The organism is Staphylococcus xylosus, assembly GCF_002732165.1.
In the GTDB taxonomy this organism is placed as follows: domain Bacteria; phylum Bacillota; class Bacilli; order Staphylococcales; family Staphylococcaceae; genus Staphylococcus; species Staphylococcus xylosus.
Window position 1 is genome coordinate 246313 of record NZ_MRZO01000002.1, and the last position, 26428, is coordinate 272740.

Genomic DNA, 26428 nt, shown 5'->3' on the forward strand with positions numbered 1-26428 from the left:
GAGGTGTAATCACAATGGATGGAATGTATGAACAAAATCAAATGCCACACAGTAATGAGGCTGAACAGTCTGTCTTAGGTGCCATTATCATAGATCCAGAATTAATCAACACAACTCAGGAAGTACTACTTCCTGAGTCATTTTATAGAGGTGCACATCAACACATCTTTAGAGCGATGATGAACCTCAATGAAGATAATAAAGATATTGATGTTGTAACCATTATGGATCAATTGGCACAAGAAGGTCGATTGAATGAAGCGGGTGGTCCTCAGTATCTTGCAGAATTATCAAGTAATGTGCCGACAACACGTAATATCCAATACTATACCGAGATTGTTTTTAAGCATGCAACTAAGCGTAAATTAATACAAGCGGCAGATAGTATTGCAAATGATGGTTATAATGATGAGCTGGAACTAGATACGATACTTAACGACGCTGAACGTCGTATATTAGAATTATCATCCTCACGTGAAAGTGATGGATTTAAGGACATTCGAGATGTACTTGGTGAAGTATATGAGAATGCAGAAGTATTAGATCAAAACAGTGGTCAAACTCCAGGTATACCTACAGGATATCGAGACTTAGACCAGATGACAGCAGGGTTTAACCGCAATGATTTAATCATTTTGGCAGCACGTCCTTCGGTAGGTAAGACTGCCTTCGCACTTAATATTGCACAAAAAGTTGCAACACACGAAGATCATTTTTCAGTAGGCATATTCTCGCTAGAGATGGGTGCAGATCAACTTGCAACACGTATGATTTGTAGTTCAGGAAATGTGGACTCAAACCGCCTGAGAACAGGTATGATGACTGAAGAAGACTGGAATCGATTTACTATTGCGGTTGGTAAACTATCACGTACTAAGATATTTATCGACGATACACCTGGTATTCGTATTACAGACATTCGTTCTAAGTGCCGTCGTTTAAAACAAGAGCACGGCTTAGATATGGTTGTTATTGATTACTTACAATTAATTTCAGGTAGTGGCTCACGCTTTTCAGATAACAGACAACAAGAAGTTTCTGAGATTTCACGTACATTAAAGGCTATTGCTAGAGAGTTAGAATGCCCTGTTATTGCACTGAGTCAGTTATCACGTGGCGTTGAACAACGTCAAGATAAACGACCGATGATGAGTGATATTCGTGAATCAGGTTCTATCGAGCAAGATGCAGATATCGTCGCTTTCTTATATCGTGATGATTATTATAATCGTGGCGAAGATGAAGAAGACGATGATGACACTAATTTCGAACCTCAAACCAATGATGAAAATGGGGAAATTGAAATTATTATCGCGAAGCAACGTAATGGTCCTACAGGAACAGTGAAGCTGCATTTTATGAAACAATACAACAAATTTACAGATATAGACTATGCACATGCTGAGATGGGATAAAAAATTATAAAAAATATTTTCCGTACAATGAAACATAATTTTGTTTTGTTGTACGGTTTTTAATTGTTATTGGTTCATAGATTTTCAAGTAAGTATGTGTCTTTATTTTAGAAAATAGTTTAATAAAACTATGGTATTACTAGTTTTAAGGTACATACGGGTTAATTGATGTTTTTTAATAATTACAGAGAATCATTGGCAATCAATGTTCGATTTTTGGTTTGCAATCTATCCTGTGTATTGGTAAAATACGTAATGGTTAATCGAGAAAACTTGGAGGTGCTCACATGTCATCAATAGTAGTAGTTGGGACACAATGGGGAGACGAAGGTAAAGGTAAAATCACAGATTTCTTAGCAGAACAAGCAGACGTTATTGCACGTTTTTCAGGTGGTAATAATGCTGGTCACACTATTAAATTTGGCGGAGAAACATATAAATTACACTTAGTACCATCTGGTATTTTTTATAATGAAAAATTAGCAGTTATTGGTAACGGTGTCGTTGTAGATCCAGTGGCACTATTAAAAGAATTAGACGCTTTAAATGAAAGAGGTATTTCGACAGATAACTTACGTATTTCAAATAGAGCACAAGTTATTTTACCTTACCATATTAAACAAGATGAATATGAAGAAGAACGTCGTGGAGATAATAAAATTGGTACAACGAAAAAAGGTATTGGCCCTGCTTACGTAGATAAAGCACAACGTATTGGTATACGTGTTGCCGATTTATTAGACAAAGAAACATTCGAAAGATTATTAAAAGATAATATTGAATACAAAGGTGCGTACTTCGAAGGCATGTTTGGTAAACCATGTCCATCATTTGATGAAATCTTTGAAGCTTATTATGCAGCGGGCCAACGTTTAGCTCCATTCGTTACTGACACTGCAAAAGTTTTAGATGATGCATTTGTTGCAGAAGAAAAAGTATTATTCGAAGGTGCACAAGGTGTAATGCTAGATATCGATCATGGTACTTACCCATTCGTTACTTCAAGTAACCCAGTTGCCGGTAACGTTACTGTTGGTGGCGGTGTAGGTCCAACATTCGTATCTAAAGTCATTGGTGTATGTAAGGCATATACATCACGTGTAGGCGATGGTCCTTTCCCAACTGAACTATTTGATGATGACGGGCACCATATCCGTGAAATAGGCCGTGAATACGGTACAACTACAGGTCGTCCTCGCCGTGTAGGTTGGTTCGATTCAGTTGTATTACGTCACTCTCGCCGTGCGAGTGGTATTACAGACCTATCAATCAACTCTATTGATGTGTTAACAGGTCTAAAAGAAGTTAAAATCTGTACTGCCTATGAGTTAGACGGTAAAGAAATCACTGAATATCCAGCAAACTTGAAAGACTTACAACGTTGTAAGGCAATCTTTGAAACATTGCCTGGTTGGACAGAAGATGTAACTGGTTGTAAGTCATTAGATGAATTACCTGATAATGCACGTAGATACTTAGAACGTATATCTGAGTTAAGTGATGTTAAGATTTCTATCTTCTCAGTAGGACCAGACCGTAATCAAACAAACTTATTAAGCTCGTTATGGTAAGCAATTAGTACCATTTAAATTTTATTAAAAAGAAAACCTTGTAGTCGTTCATTTTTCTAAAAATGATTTTGGCTACAAGGTTTTTTTGTATATTTATTTTTGTATCATGCAATGTGTGTCACGAAATTCTAGAATTTTATTAACGGCTAACTCATAGCCATATTGTTCACTATGTGAAGGGTCTTTGATCATAGCTATATTGTCTTGATATTCATCTAAATGATCAAGCATCATTAACACGGTTTGTTTCAATTGTTCTACTGTAAAAGTTTCGGAATTTAACTGCTGTCCGATATTTAAATTTTCTATTTGTTGAGCTACAACGGGTTGGTCTGCATTTTGAGGAAAAGCTAACATAGGGACACCCATCATAATTGCTTCATTAGCACTATTCATACCTGCGTGTGTTAAGAACAATGAAGTGTATTGAAGTAATTCAATTTGAGGTACAAACGACTTTATGACAAAGTTGGAAGGTGCCTCATCAAAATCCTCTATACGATTCGTTTCTCCAATAGAAACAACAACTGTGGCATCAATATCAGCTAATGCCTTAAAACACTTATTGAAAAATGGTATATTTTCATTGAAAACAGTACCTAAAGAAATATAGATGATAGGCTTAGACTGATCAATTTCTGACATGAAATTCGATGGTTGTGGCAAGATGACAGATGGCCCAGCAAAGAAATAGCGATTACTATCAAATGTATCAGGGTGGATTTGGAAGTTTCGCGTAACGTATGAAATATTTAAGTCACCTGGATTATTCATCACTTCAAATCTTGAAGGAATTGAAATATCATAAGTTTGTTCTAGATGTGTCTTTAAAGTAGTAAACGCTTTGTCTGCGTCATCTTTTGCTTCAGTACTCAAATTTATGTTCAATTGATTTGTGAATTGATCAAAAGAATCTTTAGTATGCGCAAACGTTGTAATAGAAGAAATAGCAGGGATACCTAATTTTTGAGCCAGCATATAGCCGCATCCAAACATAGAATCATAAATCATATAATCGTAATGTTCATCTTTAGTCTCTTTTAATATTTTTGGTAAGAACAAATCTGTGGTATTCAATAATCCGTTCATGACATTAAAAAGGTTATCACGTCCATAAGTTGAAAAATGAGCCATCATGTCGTCTGAATTAAATGTACGTATTTCTACGCCAATATCCTGAAGCCTATCTGTGAATTTATCAGTTGCGTAATATACAACTTCTTCACCTTTCTCTACTAATGTTTTACAAACGGCTACTGTTGGATTTACATGTCCGGCAGAACCTGGGTTAATAAATAGTACTTTTGCCAATTGAGTGCCTCCTCATATGTATTATTTAATTATTTTATCAAAATACATATAAAACATAAAATATTTCAAATTTAATAAATAGATTTAATATTAAAGTTCGATACATTGTTATTAGTATTTTAGGAGTGATTTTTGAATTTTAAGCATGATTTTGTCGGGAGTTGATCACATTTTTATAGTTTTTTGCAGGTATAGGTAAAAAAGCTGCACATTATACAATTAAAATAGAAAATTATACTAATTTAATTTAAAAAAGAGCTTGTCATACTGTAAAAGAGTTGGTATAATTTATTTTGTGCTTAAGAGAGGCTCCTTGGTCAAGCGGTTAAGACACCGCCCTTTCACGGCGGTAACACGGGTTCGAGTCCCGTAGGAGTCACCATTTTTTTAGGTCTCGTAGTGTAGCGGTTAACACGCCTGCCTGTCACGCAGGAGATCGCGGGTTCGATTCCCGTCGAGACCGTATAATGCCCATCCAATAGGATGGGCATTTTTTGTATATAATTTTTTAATTACTACATGATATGACCTCAGTATAAATGACTAGTTTAACAAGCATAATGTTTTTGTAGTTACGTCAGGTTAAAAAGAATTAATAAATATTTAATATAGAAAAAAGTAGTTTTTTATTTCGTAAGTAGATTGTGTAAGCAATTAATTCGAACGTAAACGTAATATTGTTTAGACTAGATATATCTATTCATGACTCGAAAAGTACCCATTTTATAGCAATAATGTTATAATTTTACAATATACAATTTTAATTTTTTATTTAGAAAAATAGAATTGAAGTGCCATAAATGGTAAATTATATTATAGAGATGTGCGTAGAATTTAATGTAAATGTACTACAATATAGAAATGAGGTTTATAAAATATGGCTAGAAAAGTTGTTGTAGTCGATGATGAAAAACCAATTGCTGACATTTTAGAATTTAATTTAAAAAAAGAAGGGTACGAGGTATTTTGTGCCTATGATGGAAATGATGCAGTAGACTTAATATATGATGAAGAACCAGATATCGTGTTGTTAGATATCATGTTACCTGGTCGTGATGGCATGGAAGTCTGCCGTGAAGTACGTAAAAAATATGAAATGCCAATCATTATGTTAACTGCAAAAGATTCAGAAATAGACAAAGTATTAGGTCTTGAGCTTGGTGCTGATGACTATGTGACGAAACCATTCAGCACACGTGAATTAATCGCACGTGTGAAAGCAAATTTACGTCGTCATTATTCACAACCAGCACAAGAAACTAACGACGAATCTAATGAAATTACTATTAAAGATATCGTGATCTATCCAGATGCTTATTCTATTAAAAAACGTGGCGGTGACATCGAATTAACACACCGTGAATTCGAATTATTCCATTATTTATCTAAACATATGGGTCAAGTCATGACACGCGAACATTTATTACAAACCGTTTGGGGCTATGACTATTTTGGTGATGTGCGTACTGTAGACGTTACAATTCGACGCTTACGTGAAAAAATTGAGGATGATCCATCTCATCCAGAATATATTGTGACACGCCGTGGTGTTGGATATTTCCTCCAACAACATGATTAGAGGCTATGTTAGATGAAATGGCTCAAACACTTTCAATCCTTACACACGAAACTTGTTATCGTCTATGTATTGCTGATTATAATCGGTATGCAAATTATCGGTTTATATTTTACGAATAGTCTTGAAAAAGAATTAACACAAACATTTAAAAATAATATTTCGCAATACGCGAAGCAAATAGAAATTAATATCGAAAAGGTCTACGACGAAGATAATTCGGTAAATGCTCAAAAAGAAGTTCAAAACTTATTGAATGAGTATGCTAATAGACAAGAAATAGAAGAAATTCGCTTTATTGATAAAGATCAGATTATCATGGCTACTTCAAAGCAGTCTACGCGTAGTCTAATAAATCAAAAAGCTAATGATAATTCTATTCAAAAAGCACTGTCTCTAGGTGAAATCAATAGCCATACCGTATTAAAAGACTACGGTAATGGTAAACAGCGTGTCTGGGTATATAACTTACCTGTTAAAACATCTAACGATGGTACGATCGGTGACGTTTATATCGAAGCAGATATCAATGATGTATATAACCAACTAAGTAATATCAATCAAATCTTTATTGTTGGTACAGGGATTTCATTGTTAATTACGGTAATCCTCGGATTCTTTATTGCACGTACAATTACGAAACCAATTACAGACATGCGGAATCAGACCGTAGAAATGTCTAAAGGTAACTATACGCAACGTGTGAAAATTTATGGTAACGATGAAATTGGTGAGCTCGCACTCGCCTTTAATAACCTATCTAAACGTGTACAAGAAGCACAAGCAAATACTGAAAGTGAGAAACGGCGTCTTGATTCCGTTATTACACACATGAGTGACGGTATTATCGCAACAGATCGCCGCGGACGTATACGTATTGTTAATGACATGGCATTAACGATGATGGGGACAATGAAAGAAGAAATTATTGGCGATTATATGCTTAACGTATTAAATCTTGAAGAAGATTTCTCATTAGACGAAATTCAAGAGAATAACGATAGCTTCTTGTTAGACATCAATGAGACGGAAGGCATTATCGTTCGAGTTAACTTTAGTACGATTGTTCAAGAAACCGGCTTTGTCACAGGTTATATCGCCGTGCTACATGATGTAACTGAACAACAACAAGTTGAACGAGAACGTCGTGAATTCGTGGCTAACGTGTCTCACGAATTACGTACACCATTGACTTCGATGAACAGTTATATCGAAGCATTAGAAGGTGGCGCGTGGAAAGATGACCACCTAGCACCACAATTCCTATCCGTTACACGTGAAGAAACAGAACGTATGATTCGTCTTGTAAACGATTTACTACAATTATCTAAGATGGACAATGAATCTGACCAAATTACTAAAGAAATCGTCGACTTTAATATGTTTATCAATAAAATCATTAACCGTCACGAGATGTCTGCGAAAGATACGACATTTATCCGTGAAATTCCAAAACAAACCATCTTTACTGAAATTGATCCAGATAAGATGACACAAGTGTTTGATAACGTTATTACCAATGCGATGAAATATTCACGTGGTGATAAACGTGTTGAGTTTCACGTGAAACAGAACGCGTTATACAATCGTATGACGATTCGTGTGAAAGATAATGGTATTGGTATTCCAATCAATAAAGTGGATAAAATCTTTGACCGCTTCTATCGTGTAGATAAAGCACGTACGCGTAAGATGGGTGGTACAGGTCTAGGATTAGCTATATCTAAAGAAATTGTAGAAGCTCACAATGGCCGTATATGGGCGAACAGTGTAGAAGGACAAGGAACGTCAATCTTTATTACACTTCCATGTGAAGTCTTAGAAGATGGTGATTGGGATGCGGAGTAAAGAGTTAATCAAATCCATAATCCTGATCCTTCTTGTATTAATGAGTGCTGTTTTAACATATATGACCTGGAATTTCTCTCCTGATTTAGCCAATGTGGATAAGCAAGATAATGATAAAGAAACAGAAGCTAAGACGATAGGTAAACCATTGGATCAAGGAATGGATAAGGTGGTCACACCCTATCAGTTAATTCACTCTAAAGGTGAAGATTCTCAAGGTATGGAAGCGACGAAAAGTAATATAGAAGCAACATTGAAACCATTAAAGAACCATCGTGTATTACGTTCAGAGCAAATGCACAGTAACCATAATTTAATTATTCCAGATCTTAGTGATGATTTTTTAATATTGGATTTTACGTATGACATGCCACTAGCAACTTATTTAGGTCAAGCCTTGAATATTAACGCCAAAGTGCCAAACAATTTTAAATTCGATCGCTTAATCGTCGACAATGATAAAGATGGTACAGTGAAGCTCTATGCGATTAGTAAAGATCGCCATAACGTTGTGCGTATGACAACATCTGCTAAATTAAGCCAATTTGAAAAGGTAATGAAGCAGCAACAGAAAAATATGCAGCCTTACACAGAGATTATTACGAATAAAGATACGATTGATAAGGCTACACATATTTTCGCACCAAAAGCCCCTAAAGGGTTGAAATCATACCACACCATTTATAATCGCATTAGTGTAGATACGATGAATGCAATACTATTTAATGATTCTGTTGTTGTGCGTAGTTCGAAAAGTGGTAACGCAACATATAATAATAATACGGGCGTTGCCAATTATAGTGATGATAGCGAAAAATATCGCTATACTAATCTCTCAGAAGATGAAAATCGTTCTACTAATATGAAAGAAAGCATACCAAGTACTTATGATTATATAAATAACCACGGTGGCTTTACAGATGATTTTAGGTTATTCAATGTGGATAACAAGACTGGTGAACTGACATATCAAATGTTCTTAAACGGTCGCCCAACATTTAATAACGATGATCTTAACAACATTAAAGTATCATGGGGCGATAAAGGTGTATTTAGTTATGCACGAGCGCTATTGAAAGCAAATGTAACGATTGATAGTGGTGAAGATGAGGTTAAACTACCTGGTGCTGAGACTGTACGCGCAGAGTTAGCAAATAATCCAGAGATTAACTTTGAAGAAGTAACAAACATGACTATCGGCTACAATATGAACAATAAACCAGACAATACCGATATTGAAATCCAACGCAATAGTGAATTCAAACCACAATGGTATGTACAATATGATGGTGAATGGCGTGCATACAGTGATGGGGGGCTAGAATAAATGAACTGGAAACGTACAAAAACATTATTTATTTTCGTCTTTATTCTAGTAAATATTGGCTTAGTTATTATCTACATCGATAAGGTGAATAAATCACATATCAATGATAGCGAAGTTGAAAATGCTGTGGATTTTAAACAAGAAGAAATTAAAATTCCAGATAACCTCCCAAGTGTTAGAAATTTAAAAATGCAGTTGTTAACTGCGCGTTCATTTGATTTTTCATCCTATGCTAAGGCACATTCTGATATATCGAGTGAACAATCAGGTGCCATGGCTAAAGGTGACATCAGTAGTCCTATCGATGTCAGCAATGACCAATACACCGACTTAAAGACATATGTCAAAGATAAGGTGTATAAAGGTAAAGACTATGAGATGAGTAACATAGACAACAAAAATGTAACGTTTGAACAAACTTACGATGATTATCCAATAATGAATAACAACAAAGCGAGATTAGAATTTAATATAAATAATGATGGTAAAGCTTCAAGCTATAAACAAACAGCAATGAAGTCTATCACACCATCAGAAGGTGCTAACAACGAGAAAAAACAAGTGAATACGGCGAGAAGCGCAATAGAAGCCCTTTACTTTAACCGTTACCTTAAACGCAACGATGAAGTCACTAACGCAAGACTTGGTTACTACACGGTTGTGAAAGAACCCAATGTGCAAGTACTCGAAGCAAATTGGGAGATCAAAGTAAAACACGGAGAAAAGATTAAAACTTACTATGTTGAAGCCGTATCCGATAGCCCGAAAGTAATTGAAGAATAATACACAAATCAGCACATCTTTAGGAAGGTGTGCTGATTTACTTTTTTGATCATTAATTATGAGATTTCTAGAAGATGATTGTATTTAAAATAAACATATCTACATAAGTGATAGCAAAAGTATGTTAAAATTAAATACTGTTGATGAGCGTTATACAAAAGCAAAAAATAAAGCGCTGTAGTATAATGAAAGCGTAAAATTCGCGAGAAGTTGAAGCGAAAAAGAGAAAATAATTTTATGCGACAGGATTTTTAAAATTCTGTGATTGCAGTCATATGCATGAGGTTACATTAGCTATGCGCAGTGCTCCTAACAGCACGAGCAATGAAAATTTTTAGACAGAGGGTATATTGACGGCACATAAACCGTAGTCTGCCCTATAACAATATATTACTAAACAGTGTTTACAGATTAGAAAGGGTGAATCGCTTGATACGTATGAGTGTATTAGCGAGTGGTAGTACAGGAAACGCCACTTATGTGGAAAATGATAAAGGCAGTATCTTAGTCGACGCAGGTTTGACTGGGAAGAAAATGGAAGAACTTTTTGGACAAATTGATAAACAGATTAAAGACTTAAACGGCATTTTAGTTACTCACGAACATTCAGACCATATTAAAGGATTAGGCGTATTAGCACGTAAATACAACCTACCTATTTATGCGAACGAAAAAACATGGTCAGCCATCGAAAAGAAAGACAGTAAAATTCCAATGGACCAAAAATTCATCTTTAATCCATACGAAACGAAATCATTAGCTGGCTTCGATATCGAATCATTTAACGTTTCACATGATGCCATCGATCCACAATTTTATATATTCCATAACAACTATAAGAAGTTTACGATTTTAACTGATACAGGTTACGTTTCAGATCGCATGAAAGGTATGATTCAAGGCAGCGACGCATTCGTCTTTGAAAGTAACCACGATGTAGATATGTTACGCATGTGTGGTTATCCGTGGAAGACAAAACAACGTATCTTGAGCGACATGGGACACGTTTCCAATGAAGACGCAGCACACGCAATGACAGACGTCATCACAGGTAGCACAAAACGCATTTACCTATCTCACTTATCTCAAGATAACAACATGAAAGATTTAGCCCGCATGAGTGTAGGACAAGTTCTAAATGAACACGACATCGATACAGAAAAAGAAGTATTGTTGTGCGATACTGATAAAGCCAATGCAACCCCAATATATACGCTATAGAAGCCCTTGCCCCTTGATTGAAGGGGTTGGGGCTTCTTAATGCATTAGCCAATGGCTAATGTAATCCTAAATTGAAAGCAAGCTCAATTGGATAGTTAAGCGGCTTTGAATGCATTGGTATAGGCGAATGCTAAATTTCGTTGTCCCGCCCTCGCAAGGATGAGTTTTTTGTTAGAACGCAATTGCTCAAGCAATTGCATAAGCGCTACTAATCTTTATAAATAAAGAAGTAGTGCTTTAAAAAGCATTATACAAGGCGCATTTAGAAACCAGTCATCTACTGCGCATTAACAGATTATCAATAATAGTGAATTAATGTGAGACTCAGGCTTCTTAATGCATTAGCCAATGGCTAATGTAATCCAAAAGAGGAAGCGAGTGTAACTGAAAAATTTAGCGGATTGTAAAGCATTGGAAATAAGCCAACGTAAACTTACTTTTATAGCGGCATTAAATTGAAAAAATTCAGAGACTTCATAAATTAGCCTAGATTTAATATGATGTTTGAGACTTAGCGCTTTTTAATGCATTATTACGTAGGAATGATGCAATCTATAAATAAAAATAAACTCGCAAATTAATTGAGGAGTACTAGTGAATATTGATAAACCATTAGTCTGATTTGTGTTGTCATAACTTAACCAATATCACAATTTGAGGTATTGGTTTTTTATTATGTGTAAGAATAGTGTTACTAAATTTTACTGGTCATACATCCCTGTGTCTTAATTGAAAATCAATATACAGTTAAAGCATAAGTATAAACAGTGGATAACTTAGCTAATAAAAGGTTTTTATAGGTGAAAATTATAAAGAAAACGTAAAATTTGTGAATAAGTATGTAAGACATCCATCAACTTATCCACGGTTTTATCCATAGTTATCCAGAGATGTGCACAATTAACATAGAAATACCCACATTATACACAGGGTTATCCACAAATTAACATGTTATTAGCTTATTTTTGTTTAGAAAACGTAAACATTATTAAATAATGTTATACATTCCTGTTATAATAAGAGGGAATAGTGTGAATAAGTGTACAACTTGTGGATAACTCTAATAACTATTGTTTATTATAAATTTGGAGGACAATTATGAAGATTACAATACTAACAGTAGGTAAATTAAAAGAAAAATACTGGAAACAAGCAATCGCAGAATATGAAAAACGTTTAGGGGCATACTCTAAAATTGAAGTTATAGAAGTTCCTGACGAAAAAGCACCTGAAAATATGAGCGACAAAGAAGTTGAACAAGTGAAGGAGAAAGAAGGCCAACGCTTATTAGCAAAAGTAAAACCTCAGTCAACTGTCATAACGCTTGAAATCAAAGGCAATATGTTGACGTCTGAAGGATTAGCTAAAGAAATAGAAGGACGAATGACTAGAGGACAAAGTGACTTCACCTTTATTATTGGTGGATCCAACGGTTTACATAAAGGCGTGCTAGACCGTAGTGATTATGCATTATCCTTCAGCAAAATGACCTTCCCACACCAAATGATGCGTATCATATTGATAGAACAAATCTACCGTGCATTTAAAATTATGCGTGGGGAAGCGTATCATAAGTGATGCGGATTTTATATAATTTTAGTGTAAAAGAACAGATAGACAATAAATTAATACATATTCAGGAGATAAAAAATGAACCAAATTGACAAATGGAAGCATAAATTTAATGCATTACCCCGTTTACCTAGATCACAATCTAAATTTGGGTATGTAGATACAATTAAAACTATTTTTCATAAAATAATTACTAACTCAGAATTAGAAACTGTTGTAAAAATTGATGGTAGCGAAACAGAACATACATTAAAACATTACATAGAAATACTATTAAGATATCAATTTATAAAAAAAGATAATGAAAATAAATATTATCTCTCAGAGAGTTTAATAAATTTTGAAGAAGAAAGTTTTAGAGAAAATTTAGCTAAATTTTTGCAATTACATGTGAAATATATATCTGAGTTATTGTTTTTTATAAAAGAACCTAAAACTACTAAAGAAGTCTTAAACTATGCAAATGAAAATTATAATATGTCTTGGAAACACAACGGACAGATTCATGAGCGATTAGCGTGGTTAAATGATTTAGGTTTAATTAATTCAATGAGTTATAAAAAATTATATGTTATTAACCAAGAGGGACGAAATTTTATAGAAAAATATCCACCTTTGAAATCTTTTAATATATCTGAATATGTTCAAGATATAACTGAAAATGAAAAGTTAATTAAATTATCAGAATGGATTGAGGAGTTAGGTTGGAACGTAAACAACATTGATAGAAAAGATGGATTAGGTTATATTCCAGGAGGTAGATCAAAAGCAACTGAACTGATATTAAGCATAATAGAATTTACTTTAAATGCTAAAGATACAGAATCATTAAGTAAATATATTAATATTAAGTTCAAGTGCAAGGAATCATCTGTAAATAGTTTTTTAACATTTCTAACTAATTTAAAAATTATAGATAGAATTGGAGAAAAAGTTTACGAAACTTCAGATTATGGCATTAAACTTTTAAATTCTGACTGTCCAGATTTGTATCTATTATTTTTTATAAACAAAGAATATAAATATATTTTTGAAATACTTTTCGTGTTAGAAGAATCCCCTCAAGAGCCTAAAGAATTAATTGCTAGAGGTGTAACTGAGTTTAATATGAATTCTGAAAGACTTGATAGAATTAGAGAAAGACTAGCCCATTTAAAAAATGCTAAATTGATTTTGAATGATAAAGGTAAAAAGTTAAAATTATCAAATAGAGGGAAGTTATTATTATCAGTGTTAAAAGGTAAAATGAGTATTAATAACTCTTCAAATAAAGAAATTGGTTTATTAAAAAATAATGAAGAGAGTTATCAAAATTTATTAAAAGAAGTTCGCTTAGCTTCAACTAATTCTTCTAGTCCGCACGATTTTGAAAAATTATTAGAAAAAACATTTATTGAACTAGGTTTTAAAACTAAACTGTTAGCGCAATCAGGTACTACAGATATTTTATTAACTGCTAGAACAGTTCCAGATTATACGTATAAGGTAGCTATCGAGGCAAAGACAAATAAGGAAGGTAAAATTACTGAAAACTTAGTGAATTTTGATGCGCTTAAAGAACATAAGAAGAAGCATGATGCAGATTTTATAGTAATAGTAGGCAAAAATTTTAATGGAAGATTGAAAAGATTTGCTGAAAACAATCAAGTTTTATTATTGGATATAGATAATCTTGAATTATTAGTGAAAAGACATCAAGTATATCCTTTACAAGCAATTGAATATAAAAAATTATTTAATCAAGTAGGAGAAGTAGATATAAGTGTTTTGGATAGTACTTATAATAGAATGCGTAGATATAATGTATTATTTAAATCGATTATACAAACTTTAATAGAAAATAGTGATGACGAGTTTACAAAGGGTATATTAACTATACGTGAAATTTATATGCTTATAAAAAACATAGATGAGTTTAATGATGAAGATTTAACTAAAGAAGAAGTAGATAATATGTTAAATTTACTTTCAAATCCATTAATTGGGTGTGTAGGAAAGGAAAAAAATGGTTATTATGCGAAAGGATCTTTAGTTGACGCTCAATTAAAATTTGGGTTTTACTATTCCGCATCAATAAAATAAGACACTATTTATGATTTTACTTTTGAATTATTTGCTAGGGGAAATGTAAAATGAGTGAAATTTTAGAAAATGAAAAAAATGATGATATATTAGTAGCAGTTTATCATACATATAATTATCCTAGCTTTAAAAATGATTTGTATTAGTACTTTAAAAATTAAAGGGTCATATAGGTTGAAAAATACTTTTACTATAACTTCAAAATTTATTATTGAAGATGAAGAGTTTGTATGTATCAAAATAGGATCATTATAAAATAGTTTTTATAAATTAGAATCAGAGGTCTTTGAATTAGAAAAAAATTTTTATTTTGATGAAAATTTTAAATTTAAAAAAACATTTTGTAGCTTGGAGAAATATTTCGATTCTCAGAAAGATAGATCCCATAATTGATGGAGATTTTAAAGTTATTTCTAATTCAAATAATGATGAGAATTTAAATTTATAGATATCTACTATAACAGAGTTAGAATTAAATAATTTTCTTTAATAATCTAACTTTTATTGAAATTTTGATATTAATTAGTAATAAAAAAATGCATCATTAACTGATACGTAGAAGCGTATCATAAGTGAAGTGGTTTTTTTCAGCAACTTAGTAAAGGTATTTTGGACGTATCATAATATAAGAGGTTTACAGAAATTGTAGTTATGTTTTTGTGAAAATTATAGGAGGAAATTTGTGAAGAAAAATAAGATCGCTTATATAGACTTATATAGTTTAGAGCATATAGAAGATCTAAAGGTTAATTTTATTTATAGTTCCCATCATATATACACAGAGAATAATCAGCTAGTAATTAATACAAAAAAAGAAATAAATGAAATTGATGGAATAATTGAGGTTAAAAGGTATGCTAGAACAGACACTATTGTACTAAACAATATTTTAACGTTTCTAACAGGACATTTATTTACGATATATGAAATAAGTTCTTCTGAAATTAATATAAATAAAATTCAAGAAAATTATAAAAATAACTTTTATTTTAAGTTTCAAGATAATAATTATTATGATGATTTGAACAGAATATTTGAAAAGATAAATAACGATGATGATAAGTACTTAATTATTACACTTTTAGATAGGTGGAGAAAATCTTTATACTTATTGGAACTTGTTGAATCTGACGAACTTTATGATGAAGCTTTTTTATCTTATTTTCATATTTTAGAAATATTAGCTAATGAAAATAATAAATTAAGAAAACAGCATAACTTACCCATTAGAAAAAAACTTATGAAATTTCTAGAAGACTATGGCCTACTTGATAAGAAAACAGAAGAACTAATAAAAAAAGTAATAAAGTTAAGAAATGAAATAGCTCATGGTAAATTGACATACAAAGATTTACATAATTGGCCATTACCTGCTTTTTTAAATATAACTAATTCAACAGCATATAATCTTTTATATGAAATCCAAATATTATCAGCGAGAGCAATTTCAAGTTTTATAGGCATAAGTTTATGGGAAAGAGCTTGGAAAGAGATTCATAATGGATTACCATTTAGTATTGATGTATATAGCAATATTATTGAAGAGTACGATACTTTTAATTTTTTATATTTAAAAGATAAATATAAATTAAATCTAGAAAACTTATTCGAATTCTATTTAAATAATCATAGGAGAATAAGCATCAATAAAATGGAAAATATATTTTATGAATTTGTGTTTAATGAAGGTGTAATAGCGGATGAAGAGGTTTTATTACTAGTAAGTATAATTTTAACTGATTCAAAAAATGAAAAAGTAAGTACTAATGCAAAACAAAAATTTGAAGTTTTGTATAAGAGTTTAGAAGTTACATCTTTTTCAAACATTAAAGATATTTATAGTTACATGTTAGAATATGGGATTGTGCTTAAATGGCTTTATAGTTGGTTAAAACATTATAAAAAAGAATGAATTTAATTCAAATATAAAGTAACATAGGGACATTGACTTTTATAGAATATATTTAAAATGAGTAGATATGATTGGCTTTTAAGCTAAAAACAATATTTTTTATAACTTTTTCAATAATAAAATATAAATTCAACATAACAATCCGTATCAACAACCGATAAGCAGAAGAGCATCATAATTGAAAGTAATACTGTTTATCGTTATGAGAAAAAGCAAAAGAAATAAGAGCAGAAATTCAATTTTAATTATAAATTGAATTTCTGCTCTTATGTTTCTAATTCTCCAATATATATCTATAAATCTCATCTTTTACAGGTGTTTCCATAGACAATATCATTGTTACAATGTTATCTTTGTTTTCGTTTGGCATTTTTGATTGTTCTGCAGTGCCTTCTAAGTAGTGTGCTTTTCCGAGGAAATAAAATTCTTTACCATCTAAAACATCTTCTTTTTTCACAAAGATATACATATCTACATTATTCTTTTGATGCGCTAATATTTTTTGTACTTCTGGTGAATCTAATTTTCTATTTGATTTTGTAAACCATTTGAGCTCATCAGGACTTAAAAATTCGTCTTCGTATTTGGTGTTGTCACTGATGTTATCATCTTTATGATATGTTATGAAAATTGGTAAAGTATTATTACCGAATTTATATCCATTGATGACTCCGGATTCATCTGATTTCCAATTTAGTAATTTAACGAAGTCTTTTCTTGTATATTTGTTATAAATAATTAATCCATTTTGGTTATTTTGATGTGTTTTATTGTTATATTCTGCTAATTCTATTACATCTTCGACATATATCTGAAAGACTGTTTTTTTAAGTGATGTAGCAAAAGATTTTGTTAACGTTACTTCATCATTTGAAATGGTGATAATTGGTTTGCCATATGTTTTATTAATAGTGTTGCTAAAAAAACTATAGTCTAATATTTTTAAAGTAGTTTGAACATCTTCTAAGGTAACGTTTGGATCTACAATTTGAGCAACTGTTAATAGCTCATTTAACTTATGTGGCCTTTCAATTATTGCTTTTAAAATAGTATGATCTACATTTTTTAAACCAGGTGCAATTTCTCGTGATAAAAATGTTAAATTGCGGTTTTCATTTCTATTTAAGTGTTCTTCTATTTTTTTACTTTTAACAAGAAAATCATTATAGTTTTTATACGAACTGTCTTTTGAATATATAACACTTGGTTCTATGGAGTTCTGTCTAATAAAGTCCATAAGTAAAGGTATTCTACCGATTCTTTCTGCAACTTCGTTATATGCTTCTTTGATGTGAGAAGCAGCACTTAATTTAACTTGTTTAAGTGAATCATATATTTTCTTCTTAGCGACTTCTTCAAAGTTGATTGTTGAAACACCCATTAATGCTGTATTACTTGTTAAAAACCTTCTATAGTTATCTTTATTTTGAGATTGGTCCCCTGATAATGCTATTGGGATAAGATAGTTTTTCTCGTAGTTACCTATAAAGTCTATAACCGTTACATATTCTTTGTTTTTACTTTTTCTTAGCCCTCTACCAAGCTGTTGAATAAAGATAATACTTGATTCAGTTTCTCTTAACATTACAATTTGATTTACAGGTGCAATATCTATACCCTCATTAAATAAATTAACAGTTACAATATAATTGATCTCTCCAGATTTAAGTTGCTCTATCGCTTTTTGTCTCTTTTCTGTATTGTCTTCACCTGTTAATGCAACTGAAGGCACATTATGTAATGTTAATTTATTAGCTAAATTTTTAGCCTCGTCTTTTCTGCTAACAAATATGATTCCTTTTAATTTCTCACCAGAATACCCATAATATTGTGTTTTTTCTAATATATGTTTGACTCTTTCATTTGAAGTTAAATTAGTTAAGCTACTAAAATCATCCGTTGATTTTCCGTTATGAATATAATCTGTAACACCAAAATAATGGAAGGGACATAACAATTCACTTTCGAGTGCTTTTTGTAATCTAATTTCATAAGCAATATTGTAATCAAACATTTCAAATATATTTAAGTTATCTGTTCTTTCGGGAGTAGCTGTCATTCCAAGAACGAAATCAGGTGTGAAATAATTGAAAACTTTCTGATATGATTTTGCTGCAGAACGATGTGCTTCATCATATACAATATAATCAAAATGACATTGATCAAACTGATTAAAAATATAATCTTTAGCTAAAGTTTGAATTGTAGCAAATAAATATTTAGCATCAGTTTCTTTATGCTTACCTGTTAATAATCCAAATTCTTCATCTTTAGAAAAAGGTAGTACTTTTTTGAATTCTTCAATTGCTTTCTGTAGAATTTCTTCATTATGTACGACAAATAAAAATTTATTTGGATTAAAATTTCTCACATCTAATGCACACAAGATTGTCTTACCTGTACCAGTTGCAGATATAATTAATGACTTATCCTTCCCACTCTTTCTAAGTTGATCTAAAGAATGTAAAGCTTCTTTTTGCATAATGTTCGGTTCGATTTTTACAGCTTGTTCAATGTGATTTTGAATAACACTTTGTTTCTCTATGTTGTATAGTGCATTTTTTAAAGATCTATCATTATATATAAGTTCATAATCTCGTATCCAAGTATCTGAAAGAGGTGTACTTTTATACCATAATTCATCAAATTGAGTTTTTATATTATAAACAAGGTCACCATTCTTTTGTGTTGAAAGTAATATATTGTGTTCATAGTTTACCTTTAATGCGTTAGAAGTTAAATTAGAGCTTCCTACTATGATAGAAGCATAATTTTCATGATCAAAAACATAACCCTTAGCGTGAAATCCATTAACATCAGTTAATCTAACATCAACGTTTTTAAGTTTTAATAACTCTTTATACATCTTAGGTGTGTTAAAACCTAAATAATTAGAAGTAATAATCTTTCCATGAACACCTTTTTGATCTAAATCATAGAGATGAGATTTTAAACTAGCTAATCCACTTTCAGTAATAAAAGCTACAGAAATAGTAAATGAATTGCATTTATATAGTTCATTAATAATTGTTGAAAGTACATTCTCATCTTTATTATTAATTAATAACTTAGGCATGAAATTACCTTTATGAGAGATTGTACGATCGATAAATCCCTTATGCAGCGACTGATTAAAGTCTTCTAATAAATTATTCAATATCATTCCCCATCTACAATAATTTTTACAGCTGGTATGTCTGCCGGTGCCCATTCTAATATTTCTAATTCATTAATATTTAACCATTTAATACTTTTATGTTCAGTTAACTTAGGCATTTTTTCTTTTAATTTACATTTATATGTATGAAGATTAACAATTCCAAAATCATATTTATAAGAAGTTGAAGTAATTTTTTCCCCAACCTCTAGATCACATAACATTTCTTCGTTTATTTCACGTTTTAATGCATCAATCTCAGATTCATCTTTTTCAACTTTACCACCGGGGAATTCCCACATAAGAGGTAAACTCATATTTTCATTTCTTTGCGCACAAAGAACTTTATTATCAGAAAAAATAACAGCACCAACAACTTCAATTTGTTTTTTCAAAATATTACCTCCAAAATAACGTATTTATTATATATATTTTAACAAAATTTTGCGGCAAAGGTAATAAAACGGAAATCTACGATTGAATAAAGTAAAATTTCCAAAAAAGGAAATATAAGTAAGTGAATTTTAGACGAGATAGAATTTGTATGGAATAATTTTTAGATAACCATGAAGATTTTGGTTTTTTATAATAAATACTTAAAAACTATATAAAGTCATCACAAAATTGATAAAATAGTAATCGATAGAAGATAATTCAATAGGTGATGTAAATGGGAAACTTGTTAAAGATAGAAAATATGAAATATTCATTGGAAAGCCTTAATAATTCAGTCAAAAAATGGAAAACTTCGGTAGATGGGAGATATTTATTAAGGTATCCCACTGTGTACATAATAAACAACGAAAAAGGTGAAAATAATTTTGAGATTTATGTTGGAGAAACTGCAGATATTAGAAATAGAACTAGACAGCATCTTAATGTAGATAGTAAAACGAAAGCATTTTGGGAAGACTTTTCTGAATCAAATAGTTCATCAATGTATGTGATAGGTCATGAATTATTTAATAAGTCATTGACCTTAGATATTGAAAATAGATTAATGCAGTATTTATTAAGTGTAGATAATATTTCTAGGGTTCATAATAGTAGAACAAATCAACAAAATGAATACTTTACTTCTGATAAGCTAGATGAAATATTTTCTGATATTTGGAAGTCATTAAACAAGAAAAATAAATCCTTGTTTCCAATTGAAAGTATTATCAAAGATTCAGCAATATTTAAAGCCTCTCCATTTCATAAACTGACCCAAGAGCAAATAAACGCAAAAGAAGAGATATTAGATAAAGTCAAAGAAGCTGTTATTTTAAATGAAAAGGGCCAATTGATAATTGTTGAGGGAGAAGCTGGATCAGGAAAAACTGTTTTGATGAGTACGTTACTCTATGAAATAGGAAAGAACAATTTAGATTTTGATAAAAATTTAGATATTCATTTATTAGTAAATCACAATGAGCATGTATCAATTTATAATCAAATAGTGACTAAATTAGGTATTTCTACTAAGTCTAATAATATTGTTAGTAAACCCACTAGTTTCATTAATAATCATTCATCAAACGAAAAAGTAGACGTTGTAATTGTAGATGAAGCACATTTACTTTTAACTCAAGGTAAACAGAGTTATCGAGGTAATAATCATTTAAATGATTTATTAGAAAGAGCTAAAGTTGTAGTTGTTGTTTTTGATTTAAAACAAGTACTTACAACTGAACAAATATGGGAATTAGATAAGTTGAATTACCATTTTGAATCAGCAAAAAATAAGAATAATCATATTATATTAAAAAATCAAATGCGTATTAATAGTGACGAGGCAACAATTGATTGGATAAGAAATTTGATTGATAAGCAAGTAATAAACAATATTCCTTATGACAATAAAGGATATGAAATTAAGATTTTTGATGCTCCAAATGAGTTAGAGCAATCTATAAAAGACAAGGCCCAAAATACTAATAGTGGTATATCTAGAATGCTTGCTACATTTGATTGGCCATATAAGAAGAAACCTCATGAAAATGAAGATTATTGGAGAGTGAGGGTTGGTAATTGGTCAATGCCATGGAACTACCAGCTTGAAGTAAGGAGAAACCAATCAAAATTACCATGGGTTGAACAGGAACAATCAATAGATGAAATAGGCTCTACATACACAATTCAAGGTTTAGACTTAAACTTTGCTGGAGTAATAATTGGGCCTTCTGTAAAATATAGAGATGGTCAGATTGTTTTTGATGAAAAAAGTAGTGCTAATAAAAAAGCTACACGTCGGAGAACCTTAGAAGATGGTTCAAAGCAGTATTTCTCAGAAATGTTACTAAAAAATGAATTAAATGTCTTGTTGACACGTGGAGTAAATGGTTTATATATTTATGCAGTAGATGAACAATTAAGAGAGGCACTAAAAAAAGCATTTAAAGGTGATATAAATGGATGAAACAAAAAATATACTAAAAGTGATTAATAAATTTAGAGATGAGCGTAACTGGAGACAATTTCATAATGAAAAAGATTTATCTTTATCTATTAGTTTAGAAGCAGCTGAACTACTTGAGTTATTTCAGTGGAAATCATCTGAAGAGGTAGTGAATAATAATAGAGAGAGATTAGCAGAAGAATTAGCAGATGTATTAATCTATAGTTATATGCTAGCAGATAACTTAGAATTTGATATTAATGAAATTATAAGTAAGAAATTAGTGAAAAATGCTGAAAAGTATCCAATAGACAAAAGTAAAAATAATAATACTAAATACAACGATTTATAATTAGTTGTATAGGTCTTTGATTCTTTGGTGTTAAAGTTAATAATTAATTTTTATATGATCTCATTGTAAGCTGTTTGAGTAAATCATTTCATTTTACAATGAGATCTTTTTAATTTCAAGATGAATTTCGTTTATACTATTCATTATTATATAGGTTATGCTTAATCATAAACCAATAAGCAGAATCGTATCACAAGTGATACGATTTTTTCAGAAACTTTATTGAATAAGATTTCACTAGCTATGTTTTCAATATATGTTGTTTATTTAACTTCTAAAAATGATAGCATAATATTAAGTGAGTTTTTAAGTATAAATAATGAAATACTATCAGTTTTTACATTATATAGCTGAAATCTATATTTTTGAGTGGAAATAACTATTGATTTAGTTATTTCCTTTTTTTATGAAAAAAGGAAAACTAATAATAACCTGACAATATGGTAATGTTTAAGTAATAGATATAGATAAAGGTGGGAAAATATTATGAGTAAATTATTAAAGAAAAAAGATCTACAGCAATCGTTAAAAATAAATAATGATACCTTTCGAAAATGGAAGGAAGCTGGAATACCAATAGTTAAAGAGCAGAATGAAGAGTTCTTTGATATAGAACAAGTAAAGAGATGGCATAAAAAGATAACAGAACCAATTGATAATCTAATAATTGATAAAAAGTATGACAATAATACGATCAGTGATGTATTCAAATGTTCACAGCAGGGAGGAATGCGGCGTTCTCATTTAACTAATACACTAGTATTATTCTCGGATCATACAAATGATGTTTATAGAGATCATTCAGTGATAGATAATGAAGGAAATGAAACATTATATTACACCGGTATGGGTCAAAAAGGGGACCAAGATATTGATCATGGTCAAAATAAGACTTTAAATCATTCTGAAGATTTAAGTATTAAAGTATATCTGTTTGAATCATTTATTTCGGGAGAACATATATTTCGAGGAGAAGTCAGATTGTTTAATAAACCTTACACTACAGAACAAAATGACAGAACAGTTTGCATCTTTCCACTAACTTTTAATAATAGTGAATATTATATCCCAGGAAATATTTCGGATGAGAAATATAGAAAACAGGAGAATCTAATAAATAAACTCAGTGATAATGATGTCTATGAACGTGCTACGCAGGCGAAACAAGTGGGAAGAAAGGAAGCTGTTACTAAAGTATATGCCAGAAATATCCATGTGACTGCACATGTTAAAAATAGATCTAATGGCTATTGTGATTTATGTAACGAACCAGCTCCGTTTAAGGATCGAAATGGGCGATCCTATCTAGAATGCCACCATGTAGACTGGTTAGCTAACGGCGGGAAAGATAGCATCGATAATGCTGTTGCTTTAGACCCTAATTGTCATAGGAAAATGCATGAATTAGATTTAAAATCTGATGTGAAAATTCTGAAAGATAGACTAAATTATTATCAAAGTAAGAATTTATAGAAATCTTAGTAATTTGGCTAATTCAATAGTAGACCATTAATGTTTAAAACTGAAAAATGCCATAATAAATACATATCTATAAAATCGGTATCAACAAACGATAAGCAGAAAGTTATCATAAGTAGGTGGCGTTTTTTAAAACACGTAGAATTTGGAGTGAAAAATATTCTATTTAATAAATTCAAAATATCTACATCTTAATTACATTCAATTTTAATAATATTATTTGAAGTTTTCTAGTTATATTGGAGTGATATATTGAAATGAGTATGAATCATTATTAATTATCTTAATTAAGAAATCAAAGAAATTGTTAAGTCTAAGTATATTGTTATGTATATCCATGGTTCTTATGCTGAAGGAATATTTAAATGGGAAACATTCGATATAGACATAATTGTATTGATAAATAACAAAATATCAGTCCTAGAAAAGAACAATTATTAGATCTTTTTGTAAAAAGCTCAGGTATGTCCTAAAAAATGTGTTGAGATATCTTTTCTAAATAATTTTAGGTTACAAAATGAAAAACATCTATATTCATATGAATTTCATTATTGTCCTCATTGGTATAATTATATAGAAGAAAACGAGTGGCAAATTACGACTGAAAGAATAAAATATGATCCAGATTTAGCTAGTCATATTATGAACTTATGGACAAATTCAGTTGTTATATAAGGGACAGAAGTTGAAGGGTTTTTTCCGAAAATTAAAGATAGTGAATTTATTGATAGAAAAGAGGACACTTCGTTTAATAATGTCGATGCTATTATGAATTTATGCAGAACACAATATTACATAAGATATTAAAATAGGAAGGGTTAAAATGGGCTATCAACGAATTTACCCAGTTTAAAGCATTATTGTTAAATATAGAAGATTTATATTATGAAAATAAATCAGAAATAAATATAAAATATTTTGGAAGTGTTGATGATTTACGGAAGTACTTAGAAACAAATAGTAATCTATAATACCACAGGGGGGTAATGTTTTGAGTGATAAGTTGTTTTATGTATCCAAAGATATATATCAAAAATACAAATACAGATATAATTTAGATGCCTTAGAAATTTTTCTGATTGCTATGTTATTAATATCCGTTATATTGAATATTATAAATTTTTATACAGGTCATCATTCAATAGTAATCTATATTATATGTTTACTTATGACTATACTAAGTAGTATTTGTATTTATAGGAAAGCCAAAATTAATAAAAAAAATCATATAGATAATCATAAATTTAATGAAATAATATTTGAAGTTTTTAAAGTACATAATATAACTACTGAGAGAGATTTACGCATATTGAAAGAAGAAATTGAAAAAGAATTAAATGAAATCAATCAAAATACAGAATTGCACAAAAAAAGATTTGGCAAGTTATTTATATATATATTTTGGATTCCTAGTGGTTTCTTATTGGCATATTATTTCAATAACTCAAATGAAAAGCTGCATTTTAATGAGTTATTAGGAATAGGAAACGGATTATTTGTTATCTTTATACAAATCTTCATCTTATATATAATGCTTTTTAATGTTATTAATCCATTATTTAATGTACTAGTAATTCAAAGGAATAGGTATTATATAACTTTAGATTATATCTACGAATATCTTTATTATATAAAAAAATAAAATAACTCAACTATTTTAAAGTGTTTTATAAAAATAGTTTTATCAATAAATACGATTGCAAAAATGAATTAAATGGTACCGTAAAAATATACAGTATGTATCAGCAAGCAATGAAATGGTTATCAAAAACGGTAAAGGTCATTCTATGATTGGGTTTTAGCGAAACGTGACAACGTGAGATCAAAGCAGAATTAGAAAAGCTAAAGGATTATCAAGATGCAAATAATAAATCTTTTAATGGAATCGATGCTCACATCAGCAACCAATAAGCAGAAGCGTATCATAAATGAAATTGATAAAACGTTGTGAACTATTAATATATTTTTTAAAACAAAGATTCAAAATACTTTATTTATTCAGGTGCTATATTGTATTTCTGATATGCGACTTATGTTTAAACCTATACTTATATTAAGATTGATAAATTACCATTTTCGAAATTCAATGTATAAAATTATTTCTAAACCCAAATATATTTAATAGTAAAAAGCAATATTTTCCATTACCATCAAACGATTTTTGGAATATGTAGTTGAAATAAAAATATAAGACACATCAATTCATTCAATGAATTGGTGTATCTTATTTAATTATTATGAGCTTGATTGTCTCGTTGATATATTTTCTGATAATCATTAGTTATATTGAATGATGCACGCTAATTACAGTTTAAAAATATTCTATTAAGTCATTTCAAATTAAGTATGTCATCGTTTATATGATGAATTTCATTATAATAAGTAGTTAGTCTTTCATCACTAGTGACTATGATACAAGTTTTATTCTTAGATTATTCTTAT

18 protein-coding genes and 2 tRNA genes are annotated in these 26428 nt (G+C 30.4%); 17 read left to right on the forward strand and 3 right to left on the reverse strand.

All coding sequences use genetic code 11. The annotated features are described in order from the left end of the window. Positions 1-14 precede the first annotated feature (14 nt). On the forward strand, positions 15-1415 hold the full coding sequence (gene dnaB / locus BTM19_RS04440) for a replicative DNA helicase (protein ID WP_029378696.1): 1401 nt from the start codon (positions 15-17) through the stop codon (positions 1413-1415). 287 nt (positions 1416-1702) lie between these two features. Further along, positions 1703-2986, forward strand: coding sequence for an adenylosuccinate synthase (locus tag BTM19_RS04445; protein ID WP_099265741.1), 1284 nt, complete (start codon positions 1703-1705; stop codon positions 2984-2986). Positions 2987-3079: 93 nt separating this feature from the next. Here the strand turns inward: BTM19_RS04445 and BTM19_RS04450 are convergent, their stop codons facing one another. Continuing rightward, a complete protein-coding gene (locus BTM19_RS04450) occupies positions 3080-4297 on the reverse strand; it encodes a macrolide family glycosyltransferase (protein ID WP_099265742.1) in 1218 nt (405 codons plus the stop codon). 307 nt (positions 4298-4604) lie between these two features. Between BTM19_RS04450 and BTM19_RS04455 the strand changes: the two genes are divergently transcribed. From BTM19_RS04455 to BTM19_RS04500, 10 genes are all read left to right on the forward strand, one after another. After that, positions 4605-4679, forward strand: a tRNA-Glu gene (locus BTM19_RS04455). A gap of 8 nt (positions 4680-4687) precedes the next feature. After that, positions 4688-4760: transfer RNA gene (locus BTM19_RS04460), tRNA-Asp, on the forward strand. A 414-nt stretch (positions 4761-5174) separates the two neighbouring features. Next, positions 5175-5876, forward strand: a complete 702-nt coding sequence (gene yycF, locus BTM19_RS04465) for a response regulator YycF (protein ID WP_029378693.1) — start codon at positions 5175-5177, stop codon at positions 5874-5876. A 12-nt stretch (positions 5877-5888) separates the two neighbouring features. Continuing rightward, complete coding sequence (walK, locus tag BTM19_RS04470; RefSeq protein WP_038679457.1) at positions 5889-7721, forward strand: cell wall metabolism sensor histidine kinase WalK; 1833 nt, start codon at positions 5889-5891, stop codon at positions 7719-7721. Further along, positions 7711-9048, forward strand: coding sequence for a two-component system activity regulator YycH (gene yycH / locus BTM19_RS04475; protein ID WP_069794190.1), 1338 nt, complete (start codon positions 7711-7713; stop codon positions 9046-9048). The genes walK and yycH overlap by 11 nt, the downstream gene beginning before the upstream one ends. Next, the gene (locus BTM19_RS04480) at positions 9049-9831 is read left to right on the forward strand and encodes a two-component system regulatory protein YycI (protein ID WP_029378690.1); all 783 of its coding nucleotides are present in this window, start codon (positions 9049-9051) and stop codon (positions 9829-9831) included. Between the two features lie 420 nt (positions 9832-10251). Then, on the forward strand, positions 10252-11052 hold the full coding sequence (locus tag BTM19_RS04485; protein WP_029378689.1) for an MBL fold metallo-hydrolase: 801 nt from the start codon (positions 10252-10254) through the stop codon (positions 11050-11052). 1098 nt (positions 11053-12150) lie between these two features. After that, positions 12151-12630: a 23S rRNA (pseudouridine(1915)-N(3))-methyltransferase RlmH gene (gene rlmH, locus BTM19_RS04490; RefSeq protein WP_099265743.1), complete on the forward strand. Its 480-nt coding sequence runs from the start codon at positions 12151-12153 to the stop codon at positions 12628-12630. A 72-nt stretch (positions 12631-12702) separates the two neighbouring features. Then, complete coding sequence (locus tag BTM19_RS04495; RefSeq protein WP_099265744.1) at positions 12703-14706, forward strand: restriction endonuclease; 2004 nt, start codon at positions 12703-12705, stop codon at positions 14704-14706. Between the two features lie 682 nt (positions 14707-15388). Continuing rightward, a complete protein-coding gene (locus tag BTM19_RS04500) occupies positions 15389-16618 on the forward strand; it encodes a HEPN domain-containing protein (protein WP_099265745.1) in 1230 nt (409 codons plus the stop codon). Between the two features lie 274 nt (positions 16619-16892). Here the strand turns inward: BTM19_RS04500 and BTM19_RS04505 are convergent, their stop codons facing one another. Both BTM19_RS04505 and BTM19_RS04510 read right to left on the reverse strand, forming a co-directional pair. After that, complete coding sequence (locus tag BTM19_RS04505) at positions 16893-19775, reverse strand: DEAD/DEAH box helicase (RefSeq protein WP_099265746.1); 2883 nt, start codon at positions 19773-19775, stop codon at positions 16893-16895. A 2-nt stretch (positions 19776-19777) separates the two neighbouring features. Next, positions 19778-20170 (reverse strand): (deoxy)nucleoside triphosphate pyrophosphohydrolase, encoded by a 393-nt coding sequence (locus BTM19_RS04510; protein ID WP_058625728.1) that lies wholly within the window; start codon positions 20168-20170, stop codon positions 19778-19780. A 275-nt stretch (positions 20171-20445) separates the two neighbouring features. Here BTM19_RS04510 and BTM19_RS04515 point away from each other — a divergent pair, with 275 nt between their 5' ends. The 5 genes from BTM19_RS04515 to BTM19_RS04530 all read left to right on the forward strand — a co-directional run bounded on the left by BTM19_RS04515 (position 20446) and on the right by BTM19_RS04530 (position 25628). Further along, a complete protein-coding gene (locus tag BTM19_RS04515) occupies positions 20446-22176 on the forward strand; it encodes a DUF2075 domain-containing protein (RefSeq protein WP_099265747.1) in 1731 nt (576 codons plus the stop codon). Further along, positions 22169-22507 (forward strand): nucleotide pyrophosphohydrolase, encoded by a 339-nt coding sequence (locus tag BTM19_RS04520; RefSeq protein ID WP_058626080.1) that lies wholly within the window; start codon positions 22169-22171, stop codon positions 22505-22507. Before BTM19_RS04515 ends, BTM19_RS04520 begins: the two co-directional genes overlap by 8 nt. Positions 22508-23236: 729 nt before the next feature. Continuing rightward, positions 23237-23980: an HNH endonuclease gene (locus BTM19_RS04525; protein WP_228064961.1), complete on the forward strand. Its 744-nt coding sequence runs from the start codon at positions 23237-23239 to the stop codon at positions 23978-23980. Positions 23981-24289: 309 nt separating this feature from the next. Continuing rightward, positions 24290-24427: a hypothetical protein gene (locus tag BTM19_RS13210; protein WP_353423776.1), complete on the forward strand. Its 138-nt coding sequence runs from the start codon at positions 24290-24292 to the stop codon at positions 24425-24427. 550 nt (positions 24428-24977) lie between these two features. Further along, on the forward strand, positions 24978-25628 hold the full coding sequence (locus BTM19_RS04530; RefSeq protein WP_099265748.1) for a hypothetical protein: 651 nt from the start codon (positions 24978-24980) through the stop codon (positions 25626-25628). Positions 25629-26428 lie beyond the last annotated feature (800 nt).

Coding starts and splice junctions, on each gene's coding strand:
- dnaB (WP_029378696.1), top strand. CDS start 15: ATGGATGGAATGTATGAACAAAATCAAATGCCACACAGTAATGAGGCT.
- BTM19_RS04445 (WP_099265741.1), top strand. CDS start 1,703: ATGTCATCAATAGTAGTAGTTGGGACACAATGGGGAGACGAAGGTAAA.
- yycF (WP_029378693.1), top strand. CDS start 5,175: ATGGCTAGAAAAGTTGTTGTAGTCGATGATGAAAAACCAATTGCTGAC.
- walK (WP_038679457.1), top strand. CDS start 5,889: ATGAAATGGCTCAAACACTTTCAATCCTTACACACGAAACTTGTTATC.
- yycH (WP_069794190.1), top strand. CDS start 7,711: ATGCGGAGTAAAGAGTTAATCAAATCCATAATCCTGATCCTTCTTGTA.
- BTM19_RS04480 (WP_029378690.1), top strand. CDS start 9,049: ATGAACTGGAAACGTACAAAAACATTATTTATTTTCGTCTTTATTCTA.
- rlmH (WP_099265743.1), top strand. CDS start 12,151: ATGAAGATTACAATACTAACAGTAGGTAAATTAAAAGAAAAATACTGG.
- BTM19_RS04495 (WP_099265744.1), top strand. CDS start 12,703: ATGAACCAAATTGACAAATGGAAGCATAAATTTAATGCATTACCCCGT.
- BTM19_RS04515 (WP_099265747.1), top strand. CDS start 20,446: ATGGGAAACTTGTTAAAGATAGAAAATATGAAATATTCATTGGAAAGC.
- BTM19_RS04520 (WP_058626080.1), top strand. CDS start 22,169: ATGGATGAAACAAAAAATATACTAAAAGTGATTAATAAATTTAGAGAT.
- BTM19_RS04525 (WP_228064961.1), top strand. CDS start 23,237: ATGCGGCGTTCTCATTTAACTAATACACTAGTATTATTCTCGGATCAT.